General features: G+C 74.5%; 13 protein-coding genes. 5 read left to right on the top strand and 8 right to left on the bottom strand.

Annotated features, from left to right (window positions below; translation table 11 throughout):
• Positions 1–84: 84 nt before the first annotated feature.
• The 3 genes from JOF36_RS34325 to JOF36_RS34315 are packed head-to-tail and all read right to left on the bottom strand — an operon-like array spanning position 85 to position 2455.
• On the bottom strand, positions 85–1188 hold the full coding sequence (locus tag JOF36_RS34325) for a quinone-dependent dihydroorotate dehydrogenase (RefSeq protein ID WP_210034973.1): 1104 nt from the start codon (positions 1186–1188) through the stop codon (positions 85–87).
• 51 nt (positions 1189–1239) lie between these two features.
• Positions 1240–1614, bottom strand: coding sequence for an RNA-binding S4 domain-containing protein (locus JOF36_RS34320; protein ID WP_210034971.1), 375 nt, complete (start codon positions 1612–1614; stop codon positions 1240–1242).
• Positions 1615–1654: 40 nt separating this feature from the next.
• On the bottom strand, positions 1655–2455 hold the full coding sequence (locus JOF36_RS34315) for an SDR family NAD(P)-dependent oxidoreductase (RefSeq protein WP_210034969.1): 801 nt from the start codon (positions 2453–2455) through the stop codon (positions 1655–1657).
• 51 nt (positions 2456–2506) lie between these two features.
• On the opposite strand from JOF36_RS34315, the gene JOF36_RS34310 reads away from it, so the two are divergent.
• Positions 2507–3385 (top strand): diacylglycerol/lipid kinase family protein, encoded by an 879-nt coding sequence (locus JOF36_RS34310; RefSeq protein ID WP_210034967.1) that lies wholly within the window; start codon positions 2507–2509, stop codon positions 3383–3385.
• 30 nt (positions 3386–3415) lie between these two features.
• Here JOF36_RS34310 and JOF36_RS34305 read toward each other — a convergent pair whose 3' ends face one another.
• Entirely contained in the window at positions 3416–4231 is an 816-nt protein-coding gene (locus JOF36_RS34305) for a 2-keto-4-pentenoate hydratase (RefSeq protein ID WP_245351072.1), read from the bottom strand.
• 19 nt (positions 4232–4250) lie between these two features.
• A complete protein-coding gene (gene malQ / locus JOF36_RS34300) occupies positions 4251–6251 on the bottom strand; it encodes a 4-alpha-glucanotransferase (protein WP_210034966.1) in 2001 nt (666 codons plus the stop codon).
• A gap of 250 nt (positions 6252–6501) precedes the next feature.
• Here malQ and JOF36_RS34295 point away from each other — a divergent pair, with 250 nt between their 5' ends.
• From JOF36_RS34295 to JOF36_RS34285, 3 genes are all read left to right on the top strand, one after another.
• Entirely contained in the window at positions 6502–9738 is a 3237-nt protein-coding gene (locus JOF36_RS34295; protein ID WP_210034965.1) for a carboxypeptidase-like regulatory domain-containing protein, read from the top strand.
• A complete protein-coding gene (locus JOF36_RS34290) occupies positions 9735–10598 on the top strand; it encodes an alpha/beta hydrolase (protein WP_210034961.1) in 864 nt (287 codons plus the stop codon). The genes JOF36_RS34295 and JOF36_RS34290 overlap by 4 nt, the downstream gene beginning before the upstream one ends.
• A gap of 122 nt (positions 10599–10720) precedes the next feature.
• Positions 10721–16321 carry a SpoIIE family protein phosphatase gene (locus JOF36_RS34285; protein WP_210034960.1) on the top strand — a complete coding sequence of 1867 codons (5601 nt, stop codon included), beginning with the start codon at positions 10721–10723 and terminating at the stop codon, positions 16319–16321.
• 34 nt (positions 16322–16355) lie between these two features.
• Here JOF36_RS34285 and JOF36_RS34280 read toward each other — a convergent pair whose 3' ends face one another.
• Positions 16356–16976 (bottom strand): TetR/AcrR family transcriptional regulator, encoded by a 621-nt coding sequence (locus JOF36_RS34280; RefSeq protein ID WP_210034959.1) that lies wholly within the window; start codon positions 16974–16976, stop codon positions 16356–16358.
• Between the two features lie 56 nt (positions 16977–17032).
• On the opposite strand from JOF36_RS34280, the gene JOF36_RS34275 reads away from it, so the two are divergent.
• Positions 17033–18235 carry an oxygenase MpaB family protein gene (locus JOF36_RS34275; protein ID WP_210034957.1) on the top strand — a complete coding sequence of 401 codons (1203 nt, stop codon included), beginning with the start codon at positions 17033–17035 and terminating at the stop codon, positions 18233–18235.
• A 9-nt stretch (positions 18236–18244) separates the two neighbouring features.
• On the opposite strand, the gene JOF36_RS34270 is transcribed toward JOF36_RS34275, so the two are convergent.
• Both JOF36_RS34270 and JOF36_RS34265 read right to left on the bottom strand, forming a co-directional pair.
• On the bottom strand, positions 18245–19447 hold the full coding sequence (locus JOF36_RS34270) for an acyl-CoA dehydrogenase family protein (protein WP_210034955.1): 1203 nt from the start codon (positions 19445–19447) through the stop codon (positions 18245–18247).
• Between the two features lie 275 nt (positions 19448–19722).
• A complete protein-coding gene (locus JOF36_RS34265) occupies positions 19723–20103 on the bottom strand; it encodes a VOC family protein (RefSeq protein ID WP_210034953.1) in 381 nt (126 codons plus the stop codon).
• Positions 20104–20108 lie beyond the last annotated feature (5 nt).

Genomic DNA, 20108 nt, shown 5'->3' with positions numbered 1-20108 from the left:
TACTCGGGTGTGCCCTTCGCGAACCTGCGCGCTGTGAAGGGGCACAGCGACGCGAGGCGGAGCGGGAGAGGGCGCGGCCCGGAGTCAGAGATCGGCGCCGACCGCCTGCTCGATGTCGGTGAACCCGTCGGCCCTCAGCAGGGTGGCGAGCTCGCGGTGCAGCCGGGTCGGCCAGAGCAGGCCGCCGTAGACGAATCCGGTGTAGGCCTGCACGAGTGCCGCGCCGGCGCGGATCCGGCGGTAGGCGTCGGCGGCGTTCTCGATCCCGCCGACCGAGATCACGACCTGGTCGTCGGACAGGCGCGACCGCAGTTGTCGGACCACCTTCAGAGCCTGCGCCGCGAGCGGACGCCCGGAGATCCCACCGGCACCGGCGGCCGCGACCTCGTCGGCGGGGGTGCGCAGGCCGTCGCGGGAGATCGTCGTGTTCGTGGCGACCACACCGTCCAGGCCCAGGCGGACGGCGAGGTCGGCGATCGCGTCGACGTCCGCCTCGGCCAGATCGATCGTGATCTTCACCAGCAGCGGCACCCGGCGGCCGTCGGACACGCGGTCGAGCTCGTCGCGCACCGCCACGAGGAGCGGCTCCAGGACGTCGACCTGCTGCAGATCCCGCAGGCCCGGCGTGTTCGGCGAGCTGACGTTGACCACCACGTAGTCGGCGTACGGACCGAGGGCGGCGGCGCTCGCGCGGTAGTCCCCGACGGCCTCCTCAGCCGGCACCACCTTGCTCTTACCGATGTTGACCCCGAGCACCGGCATCCCGGGCGCCGGGTGCGACCGCAGCGCGGCCAGGCGGGGGGCGACCGCCGCGGCACCGGCGTTGTTGAATCCCATCCGGTTGACCAGCGCGCGGTCGTCCACCAGCCGGAACAGCCGGGGCTTCGGGTTGCCCGGCTGCGCGCGCCCGGTCACCGTCCCGATCTCCACCGCGGCGAAACCGAGCCGGCCCAGCGGCAGGACACCTTCGGCGTCCTTGTCGAATCCGGCGGCGAGGCCGAGCGGGCCCGCGAAGTCCAGCCCGAGTGCCCGGGTCCGCAGCACCGGGTCGGCGGTCTTGAGTCGCCCGGCCAGGCGTGGCCCGACGCCCGGCGCGCCACCGAGTGCGCGCACCACGCCGAAGCCCATCCGGTGTGCGGGTTCGGACGGGACGTGCCGCAGGACGGTGCGCATCAGGGCGTCGTACATGGCTCCCATCCTCACAGGTGGGAACTGTCTCGGGCGTGTGGCGTCCGACGCCTACGAGCTCGGGCGTGACAGGCCGAGCTGATCGAGGATCCGGCGGTCGCGCTTCGTCGGGCGTCCCGCGCCGCGGTCGCGCCGCGCGAACACCGGCATCCCCGCGGTGCTCGGCTCGGGCGGGGTGTGGTCGACGTAGCACTCCTGCGCGACCGGCGCCCCGACCCGCTTCTCGATCACCTTGGTGACCTCGACGATCCGGCTCCGGTCGTGCACGTGGGCCCGGACGCGGTCACCGACGCGCACCGGCGCGGACGGCTTCGCGGGCCGGTCGTTGATCCGTACGTGCCCACCACGGCAGGCGGTCGCGGCCTCGGCACGCGTCTTCACCAGGCGCACCGACCACAGCCAGCGGTCCACGCGGGTCGCGTCCATCCCGCCATCGTGCCATCGCCACGGCGGTTCCCGCTCGCGCTCAGTAGTGCGTGACGCCCGGCGTGCCGCCCCCGGCTGCCACGGCGTCCCCGTTGATCGCGACCGAGCGCGGGGAGCACAGGAAGGTGATGACGTCCGCGACCTCGGCCGCGGTGGTGATCCTTCCGATGGTCGTCGTCGCCCCCAGCTCGGTGCGCACGGCTGTCTCGTCGACGCCCGCGGCGGACGCGCGCTCGGCGAGGACTCCCGGCGTCCGCTCGGTCTCCGTGATCCCCGGGTGCACCACGGTCACGTTCACCCCGTGCGGCCCCAGCTCGTGGGCGAGTGCCGCGGTCATCGACGCGACGGCGACGTTGCGCACCGACCCCACCAGCGACGTCGACCTCCGCGCGTTCAGCCCGCTCACGTTCACGATCCGGCCCCAGCCCTGCGCCGTCATCAGCGGCGCGACCGCCCGCGCGCAGCGCAGATAGCCCAGGAGCTTCGTCTCCAGCTCGACCCGCACCGCGTCGTCCGTGGTGGTGGCCAGGTCCGACGGGGCACCGGCGCTCGCCGGCCGGGCCGCGGCGTTGACCAGGATGTCGACCCCGCCGAAATGACCGGCGACCGCGTCCACCCCGGCGCGGACGGCGTCGTCGTCGGTGGTGTCCACCGGGACGGCCAGCACGTCGACGGCCCCGGTGTCGCGCAACGCGGCCACCGCCGTGTCGAGGCGCGTCGCATCCCGGGCCAGCAGCGCCACCCGGACGCCTTCGGCCGCGAGCGCCCGGGCCGTCGCGAACCCGATCCCGCGGCTTCCGCCGGTCACGATCGCCCGTCGCCCGTCCAGTCGGAGATCCATGCGGTCCACCGTGCCGTAAGGGTCGCGCTCCTGCGCGACTACGCTGCGCGCGTGGCCGAGACGATCGACTCCGTGCTGGTCGTGTTCAACCCGGGCAGCACCGGCGACGCCGACGCGCTCGCCCGCACACTGCGCGACGAGCTCGCCGCGGCCCGTCCCGAACTGCCGGTGCGGTTGCGCCCCACCGAGTACGCCGGTCACGCCCGCGACATCGCCCGGGAGATCGCCCAAGGGCCCGGCCGTCCGCTGATCGTGTCGGCCAGCGGCGACGGCGGCTACAACGAGGTCGTCGACGGGATCGCCGGTGTGCCCGGAACCGGAGCCGCGGCGGCGGTCCTCCCGGCGGGCAACGCCAACGACCACGACCGCGTCACCGCCCGCCGTCCACTCGCCGAGGCCATCCTGGACGGTCGGACCGAGCGTATGGACCTGCTGGAGATGCGCCTGGGTGACGCACCGCCCCGGTACGCGCACTCCTACATCGGGTTCGGGCTGACCCCGGTCGTCGCGCTGCAGATCGAGCAGGGCGGAAAGGGCACGCTGCGTGAGGTGCTCACGACGATCCGGACGTTCTGGGCGTTCACCCCGTTCGAGATCGAGCTCTCGACCGGCGACCGGAAACGGATCGACAACCTGGTCCTCACCAACATCGGCGAGATGGCGAAGGTCGCCGAGTTGAGCGAGGACAGCCGGCCCGACGACGGCCGGTTCGAGGTCGTGCTGCTCGAGCACCGTCCGAAGTGGCGGCAGGTTCTGATCGCGGTGAAGGCGGCGCTCTCCGGGCTGGGCCGTCAGCCGTCCACATCGGAGTTCCGGTTCACCACCTGCGGGCCGATGCCGGTGCAGATCGACGGCGAGGTGGACGACGTCCGGGCCGGCACCGACGTCCGCGTGCGGTGCGCGGCGGGGGTGCTGAACACGATCCGCTGACCGCAGCAGCACCCGGCACGTGCGGCCGGATCAGGCGGGCGCGAGGGTGAACTCGACCGAACCGAGCGCGCCGCCCTCGCCGAAGGACGCCCTGATCGTGGCACCCGGCCGGATCGCGACCGGCACCGTCGTGGTCCCCGTCGTGACCAGCGCACCCGCCTCGAGCCGAGCACCGTACTGCGGGAGCGTGTCCGCGAGCCAGGCCAGCGCCGTCCACGGATCACCCAGGACGGACGCGCCGCTGCCGGTGGCGGCGGCACCGTCCACCTGCAGCTCGGTCGGGGTGGCGGCCAGGTCCAGGTCCGGCCCGTCCTCGATCTCCGGACCGAGCACGAACCGGCCGCCGCACGCCGCGTCGGCGAGCAGCGACGGGGCGCCGACGGCGACGAAGTCGTCGAACCGGGACTCGGGCAGCTCCACCGCGCAGTGCACCGCGACGACGGCCGCCCGCAGCTCGTCACGCGAGGCCCCGGCGTCCACCGCGGGTCCCAGCACGAACGCGAACTCTGCCTCGGCGACCGCCATGTGCAGGTCTCCGGACGGCACGACGTCGCCGGGGACGTGCCGGAACCGCTCGAAGAGGATCCCGGGCAGCGGCGCGTCCACGTCGATGTGCGCCTGACCGGCCCGCGCCGTCGCGGCCAGCTTCCAGCCGTACGACGGCCCGGCCCGCTCGGACAACCGCTGCTGGGCGGCGAAGCCCTCGGCGAGGGTGCGGGGGCGCAGCAGCTCGGGCAGCGCGGTGAGCCGTTCGCCGGTGGTCCAGGCCTGCCACAGGGCACCGGCGGTACCGTCGGCGCGGACCAGGTCGACGGCGTCGAGGTCGGTCTGGCTGTGTGCGGTCATCGGCCCGGATACTGCCAGGTCACCGTTGCGGCGCGGCCCGCCGGTTCAGGACCTCGGCGACCCGCCGGACACGGTCGTCGGCCAGCGCCTCCTCCAGCGTGACCGGGAGTGGGATCCGCCAGTTCGGGTACTCGTCGACGGTGCCGGGGAGATTCGGCTGGCGTGGTTCGCCGAGGACGTCGTACAACGAGGCGAGCACGATCCTCGACCGGGCGGACGCCAGCAGCCCGTGCAGGGCGACGACGACGGTGTCCTCGTCGGCCTCGTCCGGGGACTCCAGCAGGCCCTCGGTGACGAGCAGGTCCAGCAGCTCGGCGCGCTCGGCGGCGGCCTTCGCCTCCTCGGCGGCCGGGTCGTCGAGCAGACCCAGCTCGGCCCGGACCCGGACGTGCTCCCCACGCAGGAAGCCCGGCGCGGTCGGCAGGTCGTGCGTGGAGATCGTCGCGACCGACCGCTCGGGCCAGTGCGACGGCGGGCGCAGCGGACCGTCGTCACCACCGGTCTCCGGGTCGGGATCGCGGGAGAACCACAGCACGGTCGACCCCAGCAGGTTCCGCTCGGCCATGTCCTCGCGGATCTCGGGAATCACCGTGCCGAGGTCCTCGCCGACGACCAGCGCGCCGGCCCGGTGCGCCTCGAGCAGCAGGACGGCGAGCATCGCGTCGGCGTCGTAGTGCACGTAGGTGCCGCGGTCGGCGCTCTCACCCGCCGGCACCCACCACAGCCGCCACAGGCCCATGACGTGGTCGATGCGCAGGCCGTCGGCGTGCGAGAGCAGCGCGCGTGTCATGTCGCCGAACGCGGCGTAGCCGGTCCGGGCCAGGCGGTCCGGGCGCCACGGCGGCAGGCCCCAGGTCTGACCGCGCTGGTTGAACGCGTCCGGCGGCGCGCCGACGGTGGCGTCGAGGGCCAGTACGTCCTGCAGCATCCAGGCGTCGGCACCCTCGGGGTCGCAGCCGACGGCGAGGTCGTGGATGACGCCGACCGGCATTCCCGCCTCGCGTGCCGCCGCGCGGACGCCGGCCAGCTGCGCCTCGGCCTGACGCTGCACCCAGGAGTGGAACGCGATCCGCGGGGCCAGCTCCCGCTGCGCGACGGGGACACCGGCGGCGTCGGGGCGGCGGAGGTCGTCGGGCCACAGGGACCAGCGGCCGCCGTGGCGCTCGGCGAGCGCGCAGTACGTCGCGAACGACGTCAGATCGGCGTCCGGGTTCCCGTCCGGGTGTCCGGCGCTGCGCCACAACGCTTCCAGTGCCGAGCGCTTCGCCGCCCAGACCCGGTCGTGCGCGATCCGGTCGCCGGTGGTCTCCGGGCGCAGCGCGTCGACCTCGGCGCGGGTGGCGGCGTCGGCGGTGGCGTAGGCGGGCAGATCGGTGATCCGCAGTGCGAGCGGCGTCGCGTAGCGGCGCGACGACGGTGTGTACGGCGACGGCTGCACCGGCGGCACCGGGGTGATCGCGTGCAGCGGGTTGAGCAGCACCGCGCCCGCGCCGTACCCACCGCGAACCAGGTCGGTCAGGTCGCCGAGGTCGCCGATGCCCCAGGACGAGCGGGAGTGCAGCGCGTAGAGCTGCAGCATCCAGCCCCAGGTCCGCGGCGGGTCGGGCAGCGTGGGAGGCGCGACGACGACGGTCGAGCGCCCGCCTCCGGTCTCCAGCAGGTAGCGGCCCGGCTCCAGCCCGGCCGGCAGCTCCCCGTCCACATCGCGGGCCCAGCCGTCCTCGGCGGGCCGGCCGTCGGTGGCGGTCAGCCTGCCGCGGCCCGGCACCGGGCGGGCGCGGTCGCTGCGGTGACCGATCGTCGGTGGGGGTGTGCGGGCCGACGCCTTCTCCCGGGTACCCGCGAGTGCGACCCGTTCCGCGCCGGGGCCTGCGACGTCCACATCCAGGAGGCCGAGGATCCTTCGCACCACCCCGGCGTCGATCCGTTGCTCGGTGCGCGTTCCGTCCAGATAGGAGGTCGCGACGCCGTGTGCGGCCGCGATCTCGGCGAGCTCGGGTGTCACCGGGTCGCTGGTCATGGGGGAGATTCTCGCCGATCCCGCCCGGCGGAGCCCGGCCGGTGGGTGCCGCCGCGAGGCGTGATCCGCCGACACGCGGGCCGTGTTCACCCGGCCGGTGACGGCGTGATCGGTGCTACGGTTCGTCGCCGGACGTGCCGACCGGGTCATGTGTCCTCGAGGACCGTGGGCCCGCACGGCGCGCCGGACCTTCCCGGGCCGCGACCTGTCGTCGGCTCCGGTTCGTCCGTTCCGGCAGGAGGATCTCCAGATGTCGACGTGGGCCCTGCTGGGGCTGTTGGTGGTGGTGCTGGTGGCCGTCGGGATCGCAGCGTTCCTGCGGTGGGGGCGGAGCCGGGACGAGCACCCGACGTCGCACGACGGCGATGCGCCGCCGCGCACCGTCGCGGACCTCGTCGACCGGCGGGCCCGGGGCCTCGAGGACCGGCCGCCCCGGTCCGGCGGGGAGGACGACCCGGTGGACGGGGGCGACTCCGCAGCCGCCGGACCCGAGCCCGCCGACAGTGTGGACGCCACGGGTGAGCCGGAGTCCCCGGAGACCCCACCGCCCGCACCGTCCGAACCGGACGCCGAGGGCACCGAGGACGCGGACCATCCTGTCGCCGGCCCGGTCGCCGATCTTCCGGCTGAGGGCTCGGTCGCCGACGGCCCCGCCGACGGCCCCGCCGACGGCTCCGCCGACCGCCCCGCCGACGGCTCGGCCGCCGACGGCTCGGCCGCGGAGACCGAGTTCGACGACACCGACGACGAGGACACGCCCGCGGTCGGTACCCGTTCCGCGATCGGCTCGACGCACTCGTCCGCACCCGACATCACCCGCGTCCCGGAGCACGACGACGAGACCGAGGGCCCGACCGATCGGATCCCCCAGGCCGGTCCGGGCGAGCCGCGGGTCACCCCGGACGTCAGCATCGGGCCGGTCGGCCCGCCGTGGTCGCGCGGGTTCAAGGACGGCAAGCCGGTCGAGCCCGTGGAGCCCGTGGAGCCGCCGACCGTGCCGACCCGCCGGGTGCCCAGCCCGTCGCCGGTCGCCCGGCCCCGGCCGGCCGGAATCAGCGATTCCGAGACCGCGAGCCGTGGCCCGGACAGCTCGGCACCCGACATCAGCACCCCGGTGGCGGCCTCCGTCGTCGCCCCGTTCCCGTACCGGCTGCATGCGGCCGGTACATCCGCCGGTGGCAGCTCCGCGGTCGACGACGCCCGGTTGAGCACGGAGGACGTGGGCGACCCGGACCCGGCACCGGCGCGCTCCGGCGACGCTCCGGCCGGTTCGATCTCCGGCACCGACGCCGGTGACACCTCGGCACCCGGCACGGAGCCGGACGACGCCGGCCCGGTCTGGTCCGACGCCAGGCCCGTCCCGGACGGGCCGGCGCACGAGGTGGAGGTGGACCGGATCACCGCGGACCGTGCTCCCGGCGGGTCCGCGGAGGCGACGGAGCCGATCGAGTTCGGTAGCGGGGCCGAGACCACGGAGACCACGGAGACCACGGAGACCGCCGACGACGCCGGGTCGTCCGGCGGAACCGCGGGGGGCATGGTCGCCGGCGCGGCCGCGACCGTCGCTGCCGCAGCGGCGGCCGGTGCGGTCGTTCGGGGTGCGAAGGGGAGCGACGACGACGTCCCGCGCTCCGCCCGCGATGTGAACGAGGAGCCCACGACGTCCGGTGCCGACGCGGCTACGGCCGATGCGGACACGGTTGCGGCTGAGGCGGACACGGTTGCGGCTGAGGCGAGCGCAGCCGAGACCGGGCCGGGCACCCTGACTGCGAGCGCGGACTCCGCGACAGCCGGTCGGGACGTGGCGGGTGAGGTGACCACCGCGGACGAGGCTGCGGCCAGTGAGGTCCCGGCTGCTTACTCCGGCCCGAGCGACCCGGTCGACCGGATCGGGGTTGTCGGGACCTCGGCCGACCGTGCGGTCGACGAGGACCTGGCTGTGAAAGACCTGGCTGAGAAGGACTCGGCTGAGAAGGACTCGGCTGACGAGGGCCCGGCTGACGAGGACTCGACCGACGAGGACCCGGCCGAAAAGGACTCGACCGAGAAGGACTCGACCGACGAGGGTTCTGTGGAGGCGGCCGCGGTGCCCCGCCCGGCTGTCGCGGCCCGGCCCGACTCCCGCTCCCCGGTCGATCCCGACCTGGTCAAGCGGGTGACGGCCGTCCCGGCCGAGCGCCCGGCGCGCGGTGTGGCCACACCGGACACCGAGCGCGAGTTCCGCGAGGCCCGCGACCGGATCACCGCCCAGCACGGCTGGACCGGTCGCGGGCCGGAGCAGCAGGGGCCGGCCGATCCCGTCACCACCGGTGCCCGTCCCGCGACGATGGGGCTGGTCCCCGGCGGCATGCGTTCGCGTGGCGCGGGCGAGAACCCCGAACCCCCGCCGCGACCGGCGCCCCGGCTGCTGCGCTCGACCCCGACCGCCCGGCTCCACACCGCCCCGGGCGCCGGGGAGTCCACCGTGGACGTCCCCGCCCCACCGAAAGCCCCGGCGACGGCAGAGGCCGACACCCCCACCGAGACTCCGGCGACGGGCCAGGCCGACACCCCCACCGAGACTCCGGCGACGGGCGAGGCCGACACCCCCACCGTGAACCTGGCGACGGGCGAGACCGAGATCTCCACTGAGACTCCGGAGACGGGTGACACCGACACCTCCACCGTGAGCTCGGCGGAGAACACCACAGTCCGCCCCGCCGCGCCGCCGGCGCCGACCCCGCCGACCGAACCGGAGGCGACCCCCGCCGTGAGCACGACGCCGACCCCGACCGCGACCCCGACCGCGACCGTGACGCCGACCGCGACCGCGATGACAACGCCGACCGTGAACACGACGCCGACCGTGGTCCCGAGCCCGCCCGTGACGGAGCCCGCCGAGGAGGTCGCCCTCACGATGCCCCGCTCCGGCCCCGAGCCGGCGGCCGTCGTCGAGGGCACCGCCCCGCAGGACGTCGAGGTGCAGGTCGTCGAGGCGGACGGCAACCCGTTGACCGGCGCCGCCGTCAGCGTTCGCGACCGTGCCGGCGGGCCCGTCGGTTCCGCGGTCACCGGTGCCGACGGCGTCGCCCGGATCCCGGTGCCGGGCTCGGGCGCGTTCGTCGTGGTCGCGGGCATGGACGGGTACCGCCCCGGCGTCGCCGCCTGCACGGTCGGTGACGCGGGCGCCGGGACCAGGCTCCGGCTGGGTCGCGCCGCCGATGTCCACGGCACCGTCCGGACCGCCGGCGGCTCGCCGGCCGCGGACGTCGACGTCGCCCTGGAGCAGGACGGCGAACCGGTCGCCGAGTCCCGTACGGGGGCCGACGGAACGTTCCACCTCCCCGACCTCGACGCCGGTCGGTACCGGCTGGTCGCCGGCCCGGGAACGGGCGTGGACGTCGAGGTCCCCGCCGGAGGCAGTGTCGATCAGGATCTTGAGCAGGGCGGAGAGCAGGACCTCAAGCAGGGAGAGCAGGGCGCAGAGCAGGACGTGGCGGGGCCGTGACACCCGGCCCGGACGTGCAGGGCCGGCTGCCCGGCGTCGGGGGCGTCGAGCTCTTCTGGCAGGGCTGGCTGCCCGAGGGCGACCCGGCCGGCGTCCTGCTGATCAGCCACGGGATCGGTGAGCACTCCGGCCGCTACGGCACGGTCGTCGACACCCTGCTCCCGGACGGGTGGGCGGTCTACGGGATCGACCACCGCGGGCACGGGCGCTCCGGCGGGACCCGGGTACACGTCCGGCGCTACGACGACCTGCTGCAGGACTTCGAGATGTTCCGGCGCGAGATCGTCTCGCGGCACCCCGGCCTGCCGGTCTTCCTGCTCGGCCACAGCCTCGGCGGCCAGATCGCGCTCGCCTACACGCTGCGCCACCAGGACCGGCTCGCCGGCCTCGCGTTGTCCGCGCCCGCGCTCGCGTCCGACGTCGTTCCGGCGGCGCTGGTCCCCGTGTTGTCGCTGGTCTCCCGGGTCCTGCCGACGGTGCGCCCGGTCGGTCTCGACACGTCCGCGATCAGCTCCGACCCGGGCGTCGTCGACGCCTACGACGCCGACCCGCTCGTCCACCACGGCAAGCCCACCCTGTCGCTCGGCGCGGCCGTCTACGCGCAGATGGCGAGCCTGCCGCCCCGGACCGGCGAGCTCCGGCTGCCGCTGCTGGTCCAGCACGGCACCGCCGACCGGCTCACCGACCCGGAGGGCACCCGGAAACTCGACGAGTCCAGCGGCTCCCCGGACACCACGGTGCGCTGGTACGACGGGCTGTGGCACGAGATCTACCACGAGCCGGAGCGGGACGCCCCGCTCACCGACCTGCGACAGTGGCTCGCCGCGCGCCGGGACGCGGCCCGGCACCGGACCGGCTGATCGGCTCCGCACCGGGGCAGGACCTGCCGACACGCAGGCCATGGTGAGATCCTGGGCAGAACAGGGTCCGCCGCCGTGGTCCGGCGGTGGCGGAAGCAACGCGGAACGGGGTGGCGCGCGCGGTGGGAGAGGCCGACGAGCGGGCGGCGGACGTCGTCCCGGTGCGTACCCTGCTGGAGTCGACCGACTGGTCGGTCACGCCGCTCGGCCCGCGGGCCGGCTGGGACCGCGAGCTCGAGGACACGATCCGGTTCATGCTGGAGAGCCGGCAGCCGCTGGTGGCGTGGTGGGGCCCGGAGCTGGTGCTGTTCTACAACGACGAGTTCGCCGCACGCGCCGGCCGCAGGCATCCGTGGACGTTCGCCCGTCCGTTGCGCGAGGGCTGGCCGGAGCTCGACGCGCACCTGGCCGATGAGCTCCCGCAGCTGCTGTCCGGGGAGCGGGCGGGCATCTACCGCGCCGCCGACCGGCTGGTCCTGAGTCGCTGGGGCGTCCCCGAGGTCACCTGGTGGAACTACTCGGCGACCCCCGTCCGGGGGCCCGCGAGCCGGGTGCTGGGCCTGCTCACGCTGGTCACCGAGGTCACCGAGAGCGTGGTGGGCGCGCGCCGGATGAGCGTGCTCGCCGGGCTGGGCGAGGTCGCCCGCGATGCGCCGTCCCTGGACGTCGCCGTCGAACGGCTGAACGCCGTCCTGGACGACTCGGTGGAGGACATCGGCTGCGCGGCTGTCACCACCTGCGGGCCCGATCCCCGCTCGCTGATCACCGTGCGGGTCGACGGGCCGCCGGCGAACTGGCTGCCGATCGATCCGGGGCCCGACGCCGGTCCGGTCGTCGAGTTCGTGACCGCCGAACCCGCCCCGGACGACGGGGACGGAGCCGGGCTGCCGGTCACCGACCTGGCCAGGGGGGTGATGCACACCCCGGACGGGGTCGCCTGCATCGCCGTGGTGATCGGGGCGCCACCGCTGCTGCCGATCGACGCGGCGCACCGATCGTTCCTGCGGCTGGTCGTCGACCACATCGGCACCGTCCTCACCACCGCGGTGATCCGTGACCGCGAACGCGACCACCGGGACGATCTCAGCACGGTCGAGCAGGCCCGCGCCGACTACTACGCCGGCCTCGGTGACGAGTTCCGCGACCCGCTGAGCCTCGTCCTCGGGTCGCTGGAACGGCTGCGTGCGCACACCGACGGTGCGGTGCGCGGCCAGGCCGAGCTCGCCCACCGCAACGCGGAGCGGATCCTCAAGCTCGTGGACGGCCTGCTGGACGTCTCGGCGCTGCAGTCCGGCAAGCACGAAGGACTGTTCGCCGCGACCGAGCTGGGCGCCACGACGGCCGAGATCGTCGCCGCGTTCGCGCCGGTCCTCGAACGGGCCGGGCTCGCTCTCGACGTGTCCTGCCCCCCGCCCGGCCGCCCCGCCTGGGTCGACCGGGACGCCTGGGAGAAGGTCGTCCTCAACCTCCTCAGCAACGCCGTCAAGTACACGACGGACGGTGGTGTCACCGTCGAGCTCACCCAGGAGGGCGAGCAGGTCGTGCTGCAGGTAGCCGACACCGGCGTCGGTATCCCGGACGACGAGATCGACTCCCTGTTCGACCGCTTCCGCCGGCCGGGCCGCCCGCGCGGACGCACCGCCGAGGGCAGCGGGCTCGGGCTGCCGCTGATCCGCCAACTGGTACGGCTGCACGGCGGCAGCATCGGCGTCGCGAGCGAGCCGGGCCGGGGCAGCGTCTTCACCGTGCGGATCCCGCTGGGGTTCGCGCACCTGCCCGGGGACCGGCTGGTCCGGTCCCCGGTCGGCACCCGCACCACGCCGCGGCTCGCCGGGCCGTATGTCGCGGAGGCACTGCGCTGGCTGCCCGACCCGCCGGACGAGGCCGAGGCCGCCGTCGGGCGGCCCTGCCCGGCGAACCGCGGACGCTCGCTGGACGGCTCCGTCGTCGACGGCCTGGACATCGTCAACCCCGACCGGGTGCTCGTCGTCGACGACGACCGCGAGATGCGCGGCTACCTGCGCGACCTGCTGAGCGAGCACTGGACGGTGCAGGTCGTGGCCGACGGCGCCGCCGCCCTGGACGCCGCTCGCACCGACCCGCCGGACCTCGTCGTCGCCGACGCCGCGCTCCCCGCCAGCGGTGGCATCGAGCTGCTGCGGGCGCTGCGCTCCGACCCGCGCACCGTCGGGGTCCCGGTGGTCCTGCTGTCCTCCCGGGCCGGGGAGGAGGCCGCCCTCGAGGGTTTCGCCGCGGGCGCCGACGACTACCTGGTCCGTCCCTTCTCCGCCCGCGAGCTGCTCGCCCGGGTCACCAACCACCTGCAGCTGGGCCGGGTCCGGCGGGCCGCCGAGCTGCAGTTCCGGGCGATGGCGGACTCGACACCGGCGCTGATCTGGGTCGACGATCCCGGCGGGCACCGGCTGTTCGTCAACCGTGGGTGGCTGGACTTCACCGGCGTCGAGGACCCGTCACCCGAGCTCGGCCTCGACTGGCGCCGCCGCATCCACCCCGACGACCGGGAGCGGTACCGGTCGGTGACCTCGGCCGCGGCCCGCGCGCACGCACCGTTCGAGGTGGAGTACCGGTTGCTGGACCGGGCCGGACGCTACCGCTGGGTGCTCGACCGCGGTGCTCCCGTCAGCGACGGCGAACGGTCCGCCGGTTACGTCGGCGGGTGCCTCGACATCGACGTCCAGCACCGTGAGCAGCGCCGGCACCGGATCTACTCCGAGGTCGCCGAGTCCCTCGAGAGCGAGATCACCCGGACCGGGCGGACCGACCAGCTGGTCCGCGCCGTCGTCGACGAGCGGCTGGCCGACATCGCCCTGGTGCACGACGCCGAGCCCGAGGAGAACGCAGGCACCCTCGCGGTGGCGGCCGAGCGGACCGCGCTCGAGCCGTCGCTGTGGCGGCTCAGCCCGCTGGCGCCGATCGACGACCGGATCAGGCAGCCGGAGATCGTCGGGCCGGATCGGCTCGACGACGTGCTCGCGCGGCTTCCGGCGTTGCAGCGCCGCGCCTGGGAACGGCTGCGGATCCGGTCGGCGATGGTCGTCCCGCTGCCGGCCCGCGGGCGGACCAGCGCGGTGCTCACCACGGTCCGGACCGAGCCGGGCGAGCCCTACACCGCCGACGACCTGGACATGCTCTCCGAGATCGGTCGGCGCGCGGGGCTCGCGGTCGACAACGCGCGGCTCCTGGAACAGGAACGGTCCTCGGCGCAGCGCCTCGGCCTGCTGCACCGGGCGACCGCCAAGATGTCCGCCGCCGCCACCGCGGGCGAGGTCGCGACGATCGCCGCCGACCACATCGTCGGGCTGCTCGACGCCGACTTCGCGGGGCTGTGGGAGATCCGCGGGGAATGGCTGCAGGCGCTCACCGGGCACGGCTGGGACGAGGATCTCTGGCAGCGCGCCGGGCGGATCCCGGTGGACGCGCCGATGGTGTTCGCCGACGTCATCGCCGACCGTGAGCCCCGGTGGTACGGCTCGGCACAACAGTGGGCCGCACGGTATCCGGCGCAGCTCGGGATCGCCCCGGACCGCGCGCAGGCCACGGGTTACCTGCCGCTGGTCGCCGGCAACCGGACGCTCGGTGTGCTGTCGGTGTCCATGCTGAGCGAGCGCAGGTTGTCCGAAGGGGACAAGGAGGCCGCGCTGGCGATCGCCGAGCTTGCCGCCCAGGCTCTGGACCGGGCGTCCATGCTGGACGCCGAGACCGACGCCCGCCGACTCGCCGAGCGGCTCGGGGCGGTCGCCACCGGCCTGGCCCGGGCGACCGATCTGGAGTCGGTGGCCGAGGTGGTCGTGGAGCACGGCCGGAGCTCGATCGGCGCCGAGGCGGTGGCCGTCCTCGTCGTCGGTGAGAACGGGCAGCTCACGCTGCTCCGCGAGGTGGGATGGCCGGAGGACGGCCCGCCGATGCGGACGCCCGGTCGCAGCCATCCGCTGAGGCGGGCGGTGATCGACGGCGAGCCGATCTGGAACGCGCAGGACTTCTCCGAGGTCCGCCGCTACCCGGTACACACCGCGGTGCCGCTCCTGGTCGCCGCCCGCCCCATCGGCGTGATCGGGTTCCGGTTCGCCGACGAACCCACCTTCAGCCCGGAGCAGCAGAGCTTCGTCCGCACGCTGGCCAACCAGTGCGCGCAGGCGATCGTGCGTGCACAGCTGCACCAGGCCGAACACGAGGTCGCCGTCACCCTGCAGCGCAGCCTGCTGCCGCAGAAGCTGCCGGACATCGAACGGCTGTCGCTGGCCACCCGCTACCGTCCCGGAACGCAGGGGACCGAGGCCGGTGGCGACTGGTTCGACGTCCTCGATCTCGACGACGGCACCGTCGCGCTCGTCGTCGGCGACGTCGTCGGGCGTGGCCCGGGTGCCGCGGCGGTGATGGGTCAGCTCCGCAGTGCCGTCGCCGCGAACCTGGTCAACGGCCAGTCCCCGGCCGGGGCGCTGGAGCAGCTCGACCAGTACGCGCTGCGGGTCCGCGGCGCGACCGCGAGCACCGTCGCGATCGCGACCATCGACATCGCCTCCGGCGAGATGCGGTACTCCAGCGCCGGGCACCCGCCGCCGCTCGTCGCGGGCACCGACGGCGTGCGCACGCTCTCCGACGGACGTGGGGTACCGCTCGGGATCTCCGGCCGGCCGCCGTTCAGCGAGGCGACGGCGCGGATGGAGCCGGGCGAGACCATCCTGCTGTGCTCGGACGGACTGTTCGAGCGGCGCGACGAGGTGATCGACGACGGCCTGGCGCGGCTCTCCGACGCCTTCGGCGACCTCGCCGGGGCCCAGCCCCGCGACATGGCCGACACGCTGCTCAACCGGATGTCCGACGGGCTGTCGGTACCGGACGACACGGTCGTCGTCGTCGCCCGGCTGATGCCGGCTCCACTGCGGATCGCGATCGAGGCGGACCCGAAGCGGCTGGCTCCATTGCGTCGCGCCGTCGGCGGCTGGGCGGACCTCTGCGGGATGGGCCAGGACGCCGCCAACGACCTGCAGCTGACCGTCGGGGAGGCCGTCACCAACGCGATCGAGCACGCCTACGAGGGCGCCGCCGCCGACGACCGTGCGGGGGTGGACCTGGAACTCGCGCTCTCCGCGGACGGATCCGTCGTGGCCCGGGTGTCCGACGGCGGCCGGTGGCGGCCCCCGCCTGCGGATCCGGGCTACCGCGGACGGGGGATCGCGCTCATCCGGGAGCTCGCACACGACGTCCACATCGCCCCGTCGGAGACCGGGACCACGGTGCGGTTCCGGCTGCCGGCGACCCCGGTCGACGTGGGTACCCCCGGCGCGGGGCCGCCGGTCGAGTTCGTCGCCGGTGAGGTCGAGCCGGACCGCAACGGTGCCACCTCGCCGGCCGGGTCCTCCTCGGGTGAGGACGACGCCCGTCCGGCCGCGGCGCGGCTGCGGGTCACGCCGGACACCCACGGTGTCCGGCTCGCGATCGTCGGGGACCTGGACCACGACGGCGTCGCGGCGATCCGGGCGCCGCTGATGGAGCACGCCGCCCGCGGCCTGCCGGTCACGCTGAACCTGGCGGCGGACGCGTTCGTCAGCAGTGCCGGGATCGCGCTGCTGTCCGAGGCGGCGCGCCGGATGGCGGCCGACGGGGTACCGCTGACGCTCGTCGCGCCGGGCGGGAGCCAGGCGCGCCGCTCGCTGGTGCTGTCCGGACTCGACACCGTGATCGGGATGTCCGACAAGGACTGAACGGATCGCCGCGGTCCCGGCTCCGGCTCGTTCGTCACGAGACCCCGGGTGCCGATCCGCCGAGATGGGTGGTGACGAGCCGGGTCAGCTCGGCGACCACCACCTCGCGGTCGAACCCGGGGCGCTCCAGGATGTAGCTCGTCGTCACGTGTTCGACGGTGCGCACGACCGTCCAGGCGGTGACCCGCGCCCGTTCCGGTGGGACGCCCCGGCCGAGCAGCGCCATCGTGGCCAGCTCGTCGATCCGGCGGGCGAACGCGACCCGGCGCCCGCCCGCGGTGCGCGGCAGCTGCTCGGCGAGGACCCGGTGCAGGTCGGGCTGCTCGCCGATCACGTCGAGCAACGCCACCACCGTGGCGTGGACGGCGTCCGCGACGTCCCTGGCCGGTACCGCCTCCAGGAATGCGCGCGAGACGCGAGTCTCCAGATCGTCGAGGTACCGGCCGAGTACCTCGCCGACGACCGCGTCCTTGTCCGGGAAGTACTGGTAGAGCGAGCCGGGGGAGATCCCCGCGGCCGCCGCGATCCGGTTGGTCGACGCGCCGTCGTAGCCGTGGGCCACCAGCACCTCCCGCCCGGCGGTGACGATCCGCTCCACCATCTGCCGCGAGCGCTCCTGTTGCGGTGCCCGCCGCCGCGCCGGCCGCGCGCTCACGGGAACCTCCCGAACGCGCATTGAACGCGAGTATTCGCTCGTGTCAGCATCCGGGAATGGTGGCAGAGACGTCCGTCGCGCAGCCGTACCCGCGACGTTTCCGCAGCGCACCGGAGCGCTCGGCCCGCATCGCCCGCCCGCTGGGCCTGATCGCCCGGGTCCGCGAACCCGACGAGTCGTTGATCGCCGAGCTGGGCAGGCGGATGACGACCCGGGACGAGACCGGCGCCCGGCTGGCCCGGGCGATGCGCCGCGACGCCCCGGACCGGGTGACGATGCGGGCGTTCCACCAGGCACTCGCCGCCGGCGGGCCGCCCGCGGACGCCCCGGCGCCGCTGCGGGAGTTCTTCGCGAGCGTCAGCCCGGAACCGCCGTGGCTCGACCGGGACCTGCTGGAACGGGGCGGGCGGGCATACCGGCGGCTCGGACGCAGCCGCGACGACGTCCTGCTGGGCCTCTCGCTGATCGGCGGCTATCGCTACGGCGGCCCGACCGAGCTGCTGGTGCGCACCGGCGGGCTCACCGGCGAGGGCGCGATGCGCCGGCTCGGCGAGACCCAGGCGTGGGGCTTCGCGGTGAGCAGGCCCGGCGGGATGGAACGCGGCGGTGAGGGCTGGCGGACGACCGTGCACGTGCGGGCCATGCACGCGCTCGTCGCCGACCGGTACGAGCGCGACTGGGACACCGGTGAGCACGGGCTGCCGATCAACCAGTCGGATCTCGCGGCGACCCTCGGCCTGTTCAACAGCACCGCGATCCTGGGCTGCAGGCTCCTGGGACGCCACGTCTCCCGCACGGAGTCGGACGCGATCATGCACCTCTGGCGCTACGTCGGATGGCTGATGGGCGTCGATGCGGACTGGCTGTTCGACACCGAGCGCGAGCAGAACGCGTTCAACCACCACGTGCTGCTCGCCCAGGGGGACGTGACCCCGAACGGGGCCCGGCTGACCGAAGCACTGGTCGAGGGCGTGCGGGCCGAGCGACCCGGGTGGTGCGGGCGGTGGGCGCGGCGGCGGCTGCTCTCCCTGCTGCGGGTGTTCCTGCGGGCCGAGGGGATGCGGGACCTGGCCCTGCCGGTGACGGCGCCGTGGATCGTCCCGTCGCAGGTGCTGCGCAACCTCGTCGCGTCGCTGGTCGTCGCCCGGTCCCGGCGGGGCAGGCGGTGGCTGGAGGAGCACTCGGACCGCCGGGTCCGTGCCGAGCTGGCCCGCCGGTTCGGCCCGGCGAGCCCCGGCCCGCGCGATCTGGCGGCCTGACCGGGCGGATCAGGCGAAGGCGCTGATGCCGGTGATGTCCCGGCCGACGATCAGGGTCTGGATCGTCTCGGTGCCCTCGAAGGTGTGGATCGACTCGATGTCGGCCCAGTGCCGGACGACGTGGTGCTCCAGCAGGATCCCGTTCCCGCCGAGCAGGTCCCGCGCCTCGGACAGGATCGACCGGGCGGTGCGCGTGTTGTGCATCTTCGCCAGGCCGGCGACGGTCGGGGAGAGCTTCCCGGCCTCGGCGAGCCGGGCGGTCTGCATGCAGTAGAGCTGCATGCCGGTGAGGTCGGCCAGCATCTTCACCAGCCGGTCCTGCACGAGCTGGAAGCTCGCGAGTGGCTTGCCGAACTGCTCGCGCGTCGTCGCGTAGCGCAGCGCGGCGTCGTAGCCGGCGGTGGCGTGGCCCAACGCCATCCACGCGCAGGTGCTGCGGGTCGTGGCGAGCACGGCGGCGCAGTCGGCGAACGTGCGGGCGTGCGCCAGGCAGTTCTCCTCGGGGACGCGGACGCCGTCCAGGCTGATGTCGGCCTGCCACAGCGCGCGCAGCGAGACCTTGCCCGGGATGACGGTGGCCGAGTAGCCCTCGGCCGGCGTCTCGACGACGAAGCCCAGCACGTCCCCGGAGTCGGTGTCCCGCGCCCAGACGACCACGAGATCGGCGACCGTGCCGTTGCCGATCCACCGCTTCGAGCCGTGCAGCACCCATCCGTCGCCGTCGCGGGTCGCGGTCGTCTCCAGCGCGACGGAGTCGGAACCGTGCTGCGGCTCGGTCAGCGCGAACGCCCCCAGCTTGTCCATGGTGGACATCGACGGCAGCCAGCGCTGCTTCTGCTCGTCGGAGCCGCACATGTCGATCGCCTTCATCGCCAGCCCGGCATGCACCCCGAGGAAGGTGCCCAGCGAGCCGTCCCCGCGGTGCAGCTCCATGTGGACGAGCCCGAGCGCGAGCGGGCTCATCTCCGCCGCGCCGTGGCCGGCGATGTCCTCGCCCACGACGCCGAGCTCGGGGAGCCTGCGGAACAGGTGCCAGGGCAGCTCGGCGCGCTCCCAGTAGTCGTTGATGTCGGTGAGGACCTCGGTGTCGACGAACCTGCGCGTGTCCATGAACAACTGCCACTGCTCGTCGGTGAACTGGTCGCGCACCGAGAAGAAGTCGGTACCGAGTGCCTCGCCGAGTTCGGTGTACGGGGTGGTCGGTGTGGTCATCTGCGCGGCTCCCTCGCCGTCGGCGTCTGGCCATGATCCTCACGCCCGCGGCGCGATCCCGCCGGTCACCGGTGCCTCGCCGGGGCCGGCCGGCAGGTCAGGAGGCCTGCCGCGCCGATCCGCTCGTGAGCTGACTCGCCCGCTGGTAGGAGACGCCGAGGACCCGGCCGAGTTCGCGTACCGACATCCCACTGCGCTTCAGCTCGTCGGCAGCCCGACCGCAGTTCCGCTGCGGCGTCGGCCCGGGCGGTGCGCTCCGTCGCCCGGTGTCATAGTCATGGCTTCACCAGGCAGAAGGGGTGCCCGATCGGGTCGAGGAAGACCCGGAAGCTGTCCGGGGAGGGCTGCACGTCGTGCTTGCGGGCCCCGATCGCGAGCACCGCGGCCTCGCCGGCGTCGAGATCCGGTACCGCGAAGTCGGTGTGTGCCCGCTGCGGGTGCTCCTGCCCGGGCCACTGCGGCGGGCGGAACTCGCCCTCCTCGATCCGCTGGAACGCCAGCGTCGCGCCGGCCCCGCCGGAGTCGAGCTCGACCCAGTCGTCGTGGTCCTGCTCGGCGAGCGGCCAGCCGGTGATCCGCGAGTAGAACCGCGCGAGCCCCACCGGGTCCGGGCAGTCGAGGGCGAACAGGGAGAACGTGGCGATGGGTGCGTCCATGCCAC

It is taken from the genome of Pseudonocardia parietis (genome assembly GCF_017876315.1).
In the GTDB taxonomy this organism is placed as follows: Bacteria; Actinomycetota; Actinomycetes; order Mycobacteriales; family Pseudonocardiaceae; genus Pseudonocardia; species Pseudonocardia parietis.
Note: the sequence above shows the minus strand (reverse complement) of the source record. Positions and strands in the feature narration are given on the sequence as shown.